The organism is Nocardioides sp. (assembly GCF_035547795.1).
GTDB lineage: Bacteria > Actinomycetota > Actinomycetes > Propionibacteriales > Nocardioidaceae > Nocardioides.
On record NZ_DASZUF010000079.1, the window covers coordinates 16,777 to 27,380 of the forward strand.

The window sequence follows — 10,604 nt, forward strand, 5'->3', positions numbered from 1 at the left end:
TCGTCTAGCCTTTCCGCCACCATGAACGTCTCCGATCGAGAGCAGCGCGAGCGCCGGCGCCAGGTCGCCGCCACCCGTCCGCAGCGTCCGCCGCACACCCGCGTGGGCGCGTTGGTCGCCGATCTGGTGGCGGCGAGCGGCGAGCCGCTGCTCACCCTCGCGGGCGACCCGGACACCGAGGTGACGGGTCTGTCGCTGAGCTCGCAGCGCATCCTGGACGGTGACCTGTACGCCGCCCTGCCGGGCAGTCGCGTGCACGGCATCGAGTACGTCGAGGACGCCGTCGAGGCAGGTGCGGTGGCGATCCTCACCGACCAGGCGGGCATCGACCGGGTGCGGCCCAACGCGCCGGTGCTGGCCGGCGTACCCGTGCTGCTGGCCGGAGAGCCACGACGCTGGCTGGGCCGGCTGGCCGCTCGGATCTACGGCGATCCGGCGACCTCGATGCGGATGATCGGCGTGACCGGCACGCAGGGCAAGACCACCACCACCCGGCTGGCCGAGGGTGCGCTCCAGGCCGCCGGCGTCAAGGCCGGCGTGATCGGCACCGTCGGCACCCGGGTGGCAGGGCGGGACATCAAGACGGCGCTGACCACGCCCGAGGCGCCGGACCTGCACGCGCTGTTCGGCGTGATGCGCGAGGCCGGCGTCGAGGCGTGCGCGATGGAGGTCTCCAGCCACGCGCTGGTGATGGGGCGGGTCGATGGCGTGGTCTACGACGTGGCGGTCTTCCTCAACCTGGGCCGCGACCACCTCGACTTCCACCGGGACGTCGAGGACTACTACCAGGCCAAGGCGTCGCTGTTCACGCCGCAGCGAGCGCGGCTCGGGCTGGTCTGCGTCGACGACGCGCACGGCCGCCGGCTGGCCCGCGAGGCGACGATCCCGGTGCTGACCTTCTCCGCGCGCGGCGCGGCCGCCGACTGGCAGGCGCGCGAGGTCACGCTGGGCGCCGACGGGTCGTCGTTCACCGCGGTCGGCCCGTCGGGCTCGTACGACGTGAGCGTCCCGCTGGCGGGTGACTTCAACGTCAGCAACGCGCTGGCGGCGATCGCGGCGATCGCCGAGGCCGGGCTGCCGGTGGCCGAGGTGGCCGCGGCCTTCGGGGCCTCCGGGGGAGTGCCCGGCCGACTGGAGCGGATCGACGAGGGCCAGGACTTCACCGTGGTGGTCGACTACGCGCACAAGCCCGATGCGGTCGAGGCCGCGCTGCGCACGTTGCGGCCGCTCACCGAGGGTCGGCTGATCATCGTGCTGGGCGCCGGCGGCGACCGCGACCCGGGCAAGCGGCCGATCATGGGAGAGATCGCGGCCCGGCTGGCCGACGTCGTGGTGGTCACCGACGACAACCCGCGCAGCGAGGACCCGGCAGCGATCCGGCGGGCGCTGCTGGCCGGCGCCGAGGGCGGACGGGCCGAGGTGGTCGAGCTCGGTGACCGGCACGCCGCCATCGCCGCGGCGATCGGGCGCGCCGCGCCCGGCGACATCGTGGTGATCGCGGGCAAGGGGCACGAGACCGGCCAGGTGGTCGGGGAGACGACGTACCCCTTCGACGACCGGGACGTCGCCCGGCAGGTGCTGCGCGAGAGCAGTCTCACAACCGACGCATAGCCAGCGGCGGGGCATCGGCGCCGGGACGCCGGGGTAGGGAAGAATGCCTGCGATGCGTTCGGGTGCAGCGGCCGGGAAGGGTGTGAGTGGATGAGGGCGATCCTGTTGAGCGGCGTGATCGCGCTGCTCCTCTCGCTCCTCGGCACGCGCCTGGCGATTCGACAGTTCACCAAGTGGGGCTACGGCCAGGAGATCCGCGACGACGGCCCGACCAGCCACCACACCAAGCGCGGCACGCCGACGATGGGTGGCGTCGCGATCGTGTTCGCGGCCGTGGTCGCCTACCTGCTCGCCAAGCTCGCCGAGGGCGATGCCCCGAGCGCGAGCGCGTGGCTGCTCCTGCTCCTCTTCGTCGGCTGCGGCCTGGTCGGCTTCCTCGACGACTTCATCAAGGTCTTCCGGCAGCGCAACCTGGGGCTGCGCAGTGGGGCCAAGATGATCGGCCAGACGATGGTCGCGGTGCTGTTCGGCGTACTCGCCACCTGCTTCTTCGGCGACGACCGCGGCGTGCATCCGGCCTCGCACTACCTGTCCACCATCCACGACTGGGGTTGGAAGCTGCCGCTGGTGGTGGTGCTGGTGCTGATCTGGTTCATCGTGACCGCGACCAGCAACGCGGTGAACCTCACCGACGGCCTGGACGGCCTGGCCACCGGCGTCTCGATGATGGTCTTCGGCGCCTACACGCTGGTCTCGATCTGGCAGAACAACCAGCGCTGCGGCAGCGCCCGCCCCAACGTCGACCCGCTGCACTGCTACACCGTGCGCGACCCACTCGACCTGGCCATCGTCGCGGCCGCGATCACCGGCGCGTGCTTCGGCTTCCTGTGGTGGAACGCCTCGCCGGCCAAGATCTTCATGGGCGACACCGGCTCGTTGGCGCTGGGCGGAGCGCTGGCCGGGCTGGCGATCATGAGCCGCACCGAGGTGCTGATGGCCATCATCGGCGGCATCTTCGTGCTCGAGACGGTCTCGGTGATCCTGCAGGTCGGCTTCTTCAAGCTGACCAAGCGCGGCGGTGGCGTCGGCAAGCGACTGTTCCGGATGACACCCATCCACCATCACTTCGAGATGCTCGGCTGGGAGCAGATCACCGTGGTGATCCGGTTCTGGATCATCGCCGGCATCTGCGTCACCGCGGGCCTGGGCCTCTTCTACGGCGCGTGGGTGGTCGTCTCGTGACCCTGCCCTCCTCCCGCGAGGGCTGGGAGCACGTCCGGGTGCTCGTGGTCGGCTTCGGGCCGGCCGGCGCCGCGGCCGCGGACAACCTGCTCTTCCTGGGCGCGACGGTGACGGCGGTGGACACCGAGCTCGGCGATGCGGACACCCAGGAGCGGGCCGAGCTGCTGCGCACCCTGGGCGCCGACATCCGGCTGGGCGAGGACGCGTTCGCCGACCTCCCGGTCACCGATCTGGTGGTCGACACCGGCGGCTCGGGCGTCGCGGTCGTCGGCGCACCGCTGTGGAGCGACGCCGAGCTGGCCTGGCGGCTGCGCGATCCGGCCGTGCCGTGGCTGGTCGCCGCCGGTCGTGGCCACGCCCGGGTGGCGCGCCTGCTCGCCGCCATCCTCACCGCAGCCGGTCTGCGCACGACCCACGCCGGTGCGGGCGGTACGCCGCTCGTCGAGGCGGTGATGGATCCCGAGCAGCCCGCCGCCCTCGCGGTCGCGCTCGACGCCGCCCAACTGGCCGCCAGCACCTCGCTGGCCGCCGAGTCCGCCGCGGTGCTCAGCGCCGAGGACCCGGTCTTGGGCATCGCCTTCCAGGGCGTGGCGCGGGCGTGCGTCTACGACGTCGCCGACGAGGGCACGGAGCGGCTGGTCATGGACGCCGACGTGATCGAGGGCGCCCGTGCCATCGGGATCACGCTCGACACGCCGGGCGTCTCGATGCTCGGTCTGGTCGAGGACCTGCTCGTCGACCGGGCGTTCATCGCGCAGCGCCACACCAGCGCCGCGGAGTTGGCCACCGTGGCCGATCTCGGTCCCGGTGGCGCCGATCCGTCGTACCTGCGCGACGCGCTGGCCGCCGCCGCGCTCGCGCGCGCCCATGGCGTCAGCCAGGCGGCTGTCCGCGACGGGCTGCGCGCCGCCGGCGCCGTAGACTCTCCCGGCGATGAGTGAGCAGAAGCGCCCGCGCGGCCAGGAGTTCCGGTACGTCGACTTCGAGCTCACGCCGCAGGGCGAGCTGAGCTGTCGCTACGCGCTGGACGGCGAGACCTTCGTCGAGCGGTTCGACCTAGCCCCCCACGGCGCCTACGACACCGCGGCCGCCCGGGCGGCCGCCCGGCTGGTGTGGCTGCTGGCCGGCGTCTCCTACTACAAGACCGGTGCGCCCGCCCGGATCGTGGTCGAGGGCGGGCTGTCCGCGCTGGAGCGCGACTTCCTCCACCAGCTCTACGTCGAGGGCCTGGCCGAGTTCGCCTGGCGCAGCGGCCTGGACATCAGCGACGTGGAGGTCACCGGCGAGGAGCGGAGCGTCGTACCGGTGCCGGCGGCGACGGACCCGGCCCGGCCGCTGATCCCGTTCGGCGGCGGCATCGACTCGATCGTGGTCGTGGACGAGACGGTGCGCTCCTTCCCGGATGCCGCACTGTTCGTGGCGAACACCTCGGACGTGCTGTTCGCGCCGATCGAGGACACCGCCGCGGTCACCGGGCTGCCGGTGCTGCGGGCGCGCCGCCACCTGGACGAGAAGGTGCTGGCCAGCCGGCAGCGGGGCTACTTCAACGGCCACGTGCCCGTGACCGGCGTGCTCTCCGCGGTGGCGGTGCTGACCGCCGTCGCGCACGGCCGCGGCCAGGTGGTGATGTCGAACGAGCACTCCGCCAGCGAGCCGACCGCGCTGCGGGCCAACGGCACCCTGGTCAACCACCAGTGGAGCAAGGGCCTGGACTTCGAGCGTCGCTTCCGCGCCCTGCTCGCTGCGACCGTCACGGGGGTCGACTACTACTCCGCGCTGCGGCCCTACAGCGAGCTGTGGGTGGCCGAGCGGTTCGCGGGGCTGACCGGCTACCACCCGGTCTTCCGCAGCTGCAACAAGGCGTTCTACGTCGACCCCGAGAGCCGGCTGGCGCAGTGGTGCGGGGAGTGCGACAAGTGCTGCTTCATCGACCTGATCCTGGCGCCGTACCTGTCTCGCGACCAGCTGGACGCGATCTTCACCGGCCGCGAGCCCCTGGAGCAGCCGCGGCTGGAGGGGGCATTCCGCGACCTGCTCGGCGAGCCCGGCCGGACCAAGCCGCTGGAGTGCGTGGGCGACGAGGGGGAGTGTCGGCGGGCGGTCTTGCTCGCCGCCGCGCGCCCCGACCGCGCCGACAACCCGGTGCTGGCCACCCTGGTCGGGTACGTCGAGGCCACCGGACTGCCCGTGCCCGAGGTCGCGACCCTGCTCCACGCCCAGGGCGAGCACTTCCTCCCGGGTGCGGCTTCGTGACCACCTTCGCCGACCTGGCCGGCCGCCGGGTCGGCGTGTGGGGCGTCGGCGTGGAGGGCAGTGCCACCCTGCGCCGGCTGGCCGCCGACGGCATCGAGGCGGCGGTCGTGGTCGAGTCCGGCTGGTCGCCGGACCTGCTGGACTGCGACGTGGTGGTGAAGAGCCCAGGCATCAGCCGCCGTCTGCCCGAGGCCGAGGCCCTGGTGGCCGCCGGGGTCGAGCTCGCCGGCGGCCTGGGGCTGTGGCTGGCCGGCGCCGACCGCTCCCGGGTGCTGTGCGTGACCGGCACCAAGGGCAAGAGCACCACCACCTCCATCGCCGGACAGCTCGCCCGTGGGCTGGGCGCCTCGGTCGGCGTGGGCGGCAACCTCGGCTCCGCGCCCTGGGACCCGCAGACGCCGGCGGCGGACTGGTGGGTGATCGAGACCTCCAGCTACCAGGCCACCGACATCGTGCTCGGCCCGCGCGTGGTCGCGGTCACCTCGCTGGCCCAGGACCATCTCACCTGGCACGGCGGGTACGACGCCTACGTCCGCGACAAGCTCTCCCTGGCCACCCGTCCCGGCGTCGAGACCGTGGTGATCCCCGCCGGTGACCTCGAGTTGGAGGCACACGCGGCACTGCTCGGCGGCCATGTCCGGCGGGTGCCGTCCGAGCATCCCGCCTGGGTGGGGCGGCTGGGTCTGCTCGGTGAGCACAACCGGCGCAACGCGCTGATCGCCCGGGCCGCCCTGGTCGCGCTCGGCGTACCCGGTGCCGAGGACGACGACGCGATCGCCGCGGCCACGGCCGGATTCGAGCCGCTGCCGTCGCGACTGACGCTGGTCGCCACCCGCGGCGGCGTCGACTTCGTCGACGACGGGCTGTCGACCAACGTGCTGGCCGCGCTGGCGGCCCTCGACGCCTTCCCCGGGCGGCGGGTGGCGCTCCTGGTCGGCGGCCACGACCGGGGCATCGACTACACCGAGCTGGGCCGCGGGCTGGCCAGCCGGGATGCCGACGTACACCTGTTCACCATGCCGGCCGCGGGCGCCCGGATCGCGGCCGAGGTCGCCTCCGTCGCCCCCGGCGCCGCGATCACGCAGTGCGACGACCTACCGAGCGCGGTGCAGGCCGGCGCGGCCTGGGCGGCGCCGGGCGGGGTGGTGCTGCTCTCTCCGGCCGCGCCCAGCTTCGGGGCCTACCGCGACTATCGGCACCGCGGCGAGCACTTCGCCGAGTTGGCCCGTGGCCTGGGCGAGTCCTGAGTCGAGCCTGCGCAGTGCGCTGGTGACCAGGCCGGTGATCGGTCCGGTGATCGGTCCGGCGATCGGTCCGGCGATCGGTCCGGTTGCGCGACACGCGCCGGATCTCCCGGTGATCGGCAGGACCTTTGACCAGACTGGACCCACCGTGACGGTTCGAGCTGGCAGGAGGGGGACACGGTGACGACCGCCAACCCCGAAGAGACCGCCACCGAGCAGGTCCCGTCCTACCGCGCCTGGGCCCGCAGCTGGGTCAAGGCGCTGCAGGAGGCGCTGGACCGCCCCCTGACGTCGTACTACCTGCTGCTCGGCGCCGCGGCGCTGCTGCTGGTGATCGGCCTGATCATGGTGATGAGCGCGTCGAGCGTCTACGCCTACCGCCACTACGCGGGCGACTCCTACGCGGTGGTCAAGAAGCAACTGGTCTGGGTGGTGCTCGGCCTGCCGACCGCCTGGGTGGCCAGTCGGCTGTCCCAGCGCTGGATCCGCCGGCTGGTCTGGCCGGCGTACGTCGTCTCGCTGGCGCTGCTGCTGTTGACGGCGTTCATGGGCGCGACGGTCAACGGCAACAAGAACTGGCTGGTCCTGGGGCCGATCCAGATCCAGGCATCCGAGGTCGCCAAGCTCGCGCTGATCCTGTGGGCTGCCCACATCTACGCGCTCAAGGAGCGCCGGCTGCGCAGCATCCACGAGATGATCATGCCGGTCGTGCCGGGTCTGCTGCTGGCGACCGGACTCGTCCTGGTCGGGCACGACCTGGGCACGGCGCTGGTCTTCGGCGCGATCCTGCTGGGGTTGCTGTGGGTGGTGGGGTTCCCGAGCAAGTGGTTCACCATCGCGCTGCTGGTGGTCGGCACCGGCGCGCTGTTCTTCGTCGGGACCAGTAAGGAAAGGCTGATCCGGATCGAGAACTTCCTCAACCCGTTCAAGGACTTCCACGGCGCCGGCTGGCAGGCCGGTCACGGGCTCTACGCCCTGTCCACCGGTGGTTGGTTCGGTCAGGGCATCGGCGCCTCCCAGCAGAAGTGGGGAGACCTGCCCGAGGCCCACACCGACTTCATCTTCGCGGTGCTCGGCGAGGAGCTCGGCCTGGTCGGCACGCTGCTGGTGATCGGCCTGTTCGTGGTGCTCGCCTACGCCGCGATCCGGGTCGCCCGGCAGACCAAGGACGCGTTCGTGCGCTACGTGACCTTCGGGGTGGTGGTCTGGCTGGTCGGCCAGGCGATGATCAACATCGGGATGGTGCTGGCGTTCCTGCCGGTCATCGGCATCCCGCTCCCCTTGGTCTCCTACGGCGGATCCGCGCTGCTGCCCTCGATGGCGGCGCTGGGGCTCGTCATCGGCTTCGCCCGGCGCGAGCCGGAGGCCGCACTCGCGCTGTCCCAGCGCAGAAGGTCCCGTTCGGCCGGACTGTCGGCCCGCAGCTAGATTCTTGTCACCATGCGCGTCATCCTCGCCGGCGGCGGCACCGCCGGCCACACTTCGCCGCTGCTCGCCACCGCCGACGCCCTACGCCGGCTCGAGCCGACGGTCGAGGTGACCTGTGTCGGCACCCCCCGCGGCCTGGAGACCACCGTCGTGCCTGCCGCCGGCTATCCGCTGGAGCTGATCCCGCCGGTGCCGCTGCCGCGCCAAGTCAACGCCGAGCTGTTCCGCGTCCCGGTCAACCTGCGCGCCGCGGTGAGGGCCGCCCGGGCGCTGCTCGACCGGGTCCGCCCCGACGTCGTGGTCGGGTACGGCGGCTACGTCTCGCTGCCGGTCTACCTGGCTGCCCGGCGTCGCCGGGTGCCGGTGGTGGTGCACGAGCAGAACGCCCTGCCCGGCCTGGCCAACAAGATCGGCGCCCGGATCGCCCGCCGGGTGGCGATCAGCTTCCCGTCCACCCCGCTGCCGAAGGCGGAGTACGTCGGCCTGCCCATCCGGCGGCTGGTCTCCAGCCTGGACCGGGCCGCGACCCGCGCCGAGGCCCGGGCGTTCTTCGGCCTCGACAGCGACCGGCCGACCGTGGTGGTGACCGGAGGCTCGCAGGGAGCGCGCCGGCTCAACGAGGCGATCTCGGGCTCGGCCGCGAGGTTCGCGGCTGCGGGCGTGCAGGTGCTGCACGTGGTCGGCCCGAAGAACACGCTCGCTGTCCCCGAGACCGGCGTGCCCTACGTGGTGGCCTCCTACGTGGACCGGATGGACTACGCGCTCGCGGCCGCCGATCTGATGGTGTGTCGGGCCGGGGCGTCGAGCGTGACCGAGGCCGCGGCCGTCGGCGTACCGGCCGTGTTCGTGCCGCTGCCGATCGGCAACGGCGAGCAGCGGCTCAACGCGCAGCCGGTGGTCGACGCCGGTGGAGCGGTGCTCGTCGACGACGCCGACTTCACGCCCGGCTGGGTCGCCGAGCACGTCGTGCCGCTGGTCACCGACGCCGAGCGGCTCGCCGCGATGAGCGCCCGCGCCAGCGCGCTCATCCCGCGCGACGCGGACGAGAAGCTGGCCCGGATCGTGCTGGAGGTGGGCCGATGAGGGTGCCGGTCCCCGAGACGATCCTGCCCGCCGAGCGGCTCGGCCGGGTCCACTTCGTCGGCATCGGCGGCGCCGGGCTGTCCGGGATCGCGCGGCTGATGCTGGCTCGCGGCATCGCCGTGAGCGGCTCGGACGGCCTCGCCTCCGACACCCTGGACAAGCTCCGCGAGGCCGGGGCCACGGTCTACGTCGGGCACGCGGCCGAGCACGTCCACGCCGCCGACACCGTGGTGGTCTCCACCGCGGTGCGCGAGGACAACCCTGAGGTCGTCGAGGCGCAGCGGCTCGGCCTGCGGCTGCTGCCGCGCAGCGCCGGGCTGGCGTCGGTGATGGTCGGCCACCGGGTGCTGGCGGTCGCCGGCACGCACGGCAAGACCACCACCACGTCGCTGCTCACCGTGGCCCTGCAGGCCGCCGGAGCGGACCCGACGTACGCCGTGGGTGGCGAGTTGGCCGCCACCGGCACCAACGCCGGCCGGGGCACCGGCGACCTGTTCGTGGCCGAGGCCGACGAGAGCGACGGAGCCTTCCTGGTCTATCGGCCGCACGTCGCGGTGGTGACCAACGTCGAGGCCGACCACCTGGACAGCTGGGGCACCGAGGAGGCCTACCGGGAGGCGTTCGAGCAGTTCGTCGGGCGGGTGGACCCGGCCGACAGGGGCGGCCTGCTCGTGGCCGTGGTCGACGATCCCGGAGCCGCCGCGCTGCGCTACGTCGCCTCCTCGCTGGGCCGGCGCTTCGTGGGGGTGGGAGAGTCCGACCTGGCCGACGTCCGGGCGGTCGATGTGGTGCTCGAGGGCACCACCTCCAGCTTCACCGTCCTGGACCGCGAGGACACCACCGTGCGCGAGCTCGGCCGGGTGACGCTGCAGATCCCGGGCCGACACTACGTCGCCGATGCGCTGGCCGCACTGACCGTCGGGCTGCGGCTCGGGTATCCGTTCGAGCTGCTCAGGGCCGGGCTGGAGAGCTTCACCGGGACCCGGCGGCGGATGGAGCGCAAGGGCGAGGAGGCGGGCGTCCGGGTCTACGACTCCTACGCCCACCACCCGGCCGAGATCGCCGGCGACCTGGTCGCCGCCCGTGCAGTGGCAGGGGAGGGGCGGCTCATCGTCGCCTTCCAGCCGCACCTGGTCTCGCGCACCCGCATCTTCGGCACCGAGATGGGCCGCGCGCTCGGCGCCGCCGACGAGGTGGTCGTGCTCGACGTCTACCTGGCCCGCGAGGACCCGGACCCGGCGGTCACGGGTGCGCTGGTGGCCGACGCGGTACCTCACCATCGGAAGGTGTTCGCGCCCACCCTGGAGGAGGCCGCCCGAGCGCTGGTCGAGCGGGCCAGGCCCGGCGACCTGGTGGTGACCCTGGGTGCGGGGAACGTCACCGAGGTCGGTCCGCGGGTGCTGGAGCTGCTGCGGGAGCGCGGTGCGTAGCCGCCGGCGCGGACCCGAGAGCGCCGAGGACCGCACCCGGCGCCGGTTCGCCCGTCGGCAGTGGCGTCGGCGTTGGCTGGCCTGGCGCTACCTGGTGGCGCTGGTCGCCCTGGTGCTGGTGGCCGGCTTCGGGGTCTGGGCGGCGTACTTCTCCTCCTGGCTCTCGGTCAAGGGCGTCGACATCACCGGCGTGAGCGGCTCGACCACGCTGACCAAGGGCCAGATCCGGCGGGCCGCGGCGGTGCCGACGGGCGGCCCGCTGCTGCGTGCCGACCTCGACGCGGTACGCCGCCGGGTCGCCGCGCTGGCGCCGGTCCGCTCGGTCGATGTGACCCGGGAGTGGCCGGACAAGGTCCGGGTGGCGGTGACCGAG

Annotated in this window: 9 protein-coding genes; all 9 read left to right on the forward strand. The window is 73.1% G+C overall.

The features are described 5' to 3' along the window. The first annotated feature begins 21 nt into the window (after positions 1 to 21). Entirely contained in the window at positions 22 to 1,611 is a 1,590-nt protein-coding gene (locus tag VHA72_RS05815) for a UDP-N-acetylmuramoyl-L-alanyl-D-glutamate--2,6-diaminopimelate ligase (protein ID WP_325573497.1), read from the forward strand. A gap of 90 nt (positions 1,612 to 1,701) precedes the next feature. Then, positions 1,702 to 2,793: a phospho-N-acetylmuramoyl-pentapeptide-transferase gene (gene mraY, locus VHA72_RS05820; RefSeq protein WP_325573498.1), complete on the forward strand. Its 1,092-nt coding sequence runs from the start codon at positions 1,702 to 1,704 to the stop codon at positions 2,791 to 2,793. Then, entirely contained in the window at positions 2,790 to 3,734 is a 945-nt protein-coding gene (locus VHA72_RS05825) for a Mur ligase family protein (protein ID WP_325573499.1), read from the forward strand. Before mraY ends, VHA72_RS05825 begins: the two co-directional genes overlap by 4 nt. After that, positions 3,727 to 5,046: a MurL-like N-terminal domain-containing gene (locus tag VHA72_RS05830; RefSeq protein WP_325573500.1), complete on the forward strand. Its 1,320-nt coding sequence runs from the start codon at positions 3,727 to 3,729 to the stop codon at positions 5,044 to 5,046. Before VHA72_RS05825 ends, VHA72_RS05830 begins: the two co-directional genes overlap by 8 nt. Beyond that, entirely contained in the window at positions 5,043 to 6,293 is a 1,251-nt protein-coding gene (gene murD / locus VHA72_RS05835; protein WP_325573501.1) for a UDP-N-acetylmuramoyl-L-alanine--D-glutamate ligase, read from the forward strand. The genes VHA72_RS05830 and murD overlap by 4 nt, the downstream gene beginning before the upstream one ends. Positions 6,294 to 6,470: 177 nt before the next feature. Then, positions 6,471 to 7,718, forward strand: a complete 1,248-nt coding sequence (gene ftsW, locus VHA72_RS05840; RefSeq protein WP_325573502.1) for a putative lipid II flippase FtsW — start codon at positions 6,471 to 6,473, stop codon at positions 7,716 to 7,718. A 12-nt stretch (positions 7,719 to 7,730) separates the two neighbouring features. Next, the gene (murG, locus tag VHA72_RS05845) at positions 7,731 to 8,801 is read left to right on the forward strand and encodes an undecaprenyldiphospho-muramoylpentapeptide beta-N-acetylglucosaminyltransferase (protein WP_325573503.1); all 1,071 of its coding nucleotides are present in this window, start codon (positions 7,731 to 7,733) and stop codon (positions 8,799 to 8,801) included. Beyond that, a complete protein-coding gene (murC, locus tag VHA72_RS05850; RefSeq protein WP_325573504.1) occupies positions 8,798 to 10,231 on the forward strand; it encodes a UDP-N-acetylmuramate--L-alanine ligase in 1,434 nt (477 codons plus the stop codon). The genes murG and murC overlap by 4 nt, the downstream gene beginning before the upstream one ends. Further along, the coding region (locus tag VHA72_RS05855) for a cell division protein FtsQ/DivIB (protein WP_325573505.1) at positions 10,224 to 10,604 on the forward strand (381 nt) is incomplete at its 3' end. The genes murC and VHA72_RS05855, both read left to right, overlap by 8 nt.

Bases quoted from the DNA above. Each gene is read 5' to 3' on its own strand.
- VHA72_RS05815 (WP_325573497.1), top strand. From the start codon at position 22: ATGAACGTCTCCGATCGAGAGCAGCGCGAGCGCCGGCGCCAGGTCGCC.
- mraY (WP_325573498.1), top strand. From the start codon at position 1,702: ATGAGGGCGATCCTGTTGAGCGGCGTGATCGCGCTGCTCCTCTCGCTC.
- VHA72_RS05830 (WP_325573500.1), top strand. From the start codon at position 3,727: ATGAGTGAGCAGAAGCGCCCGCGCGGCCAGGAGTTCCGGTACGTCGAC.
- murG (WP_325573503.1), top strand. From the start codon at position 7,731: ATGCGCGTCATCCTCGCCGGCGGCGGCACCGCCGGCCACACTTCGCCG.
- murC (WP_325573504.1), top strand. From the start codon at position 8,798: ATGAGGGTGCCGGTCCCCGAGACGATCCTGCCCGCCGAGCGGCTCGGC.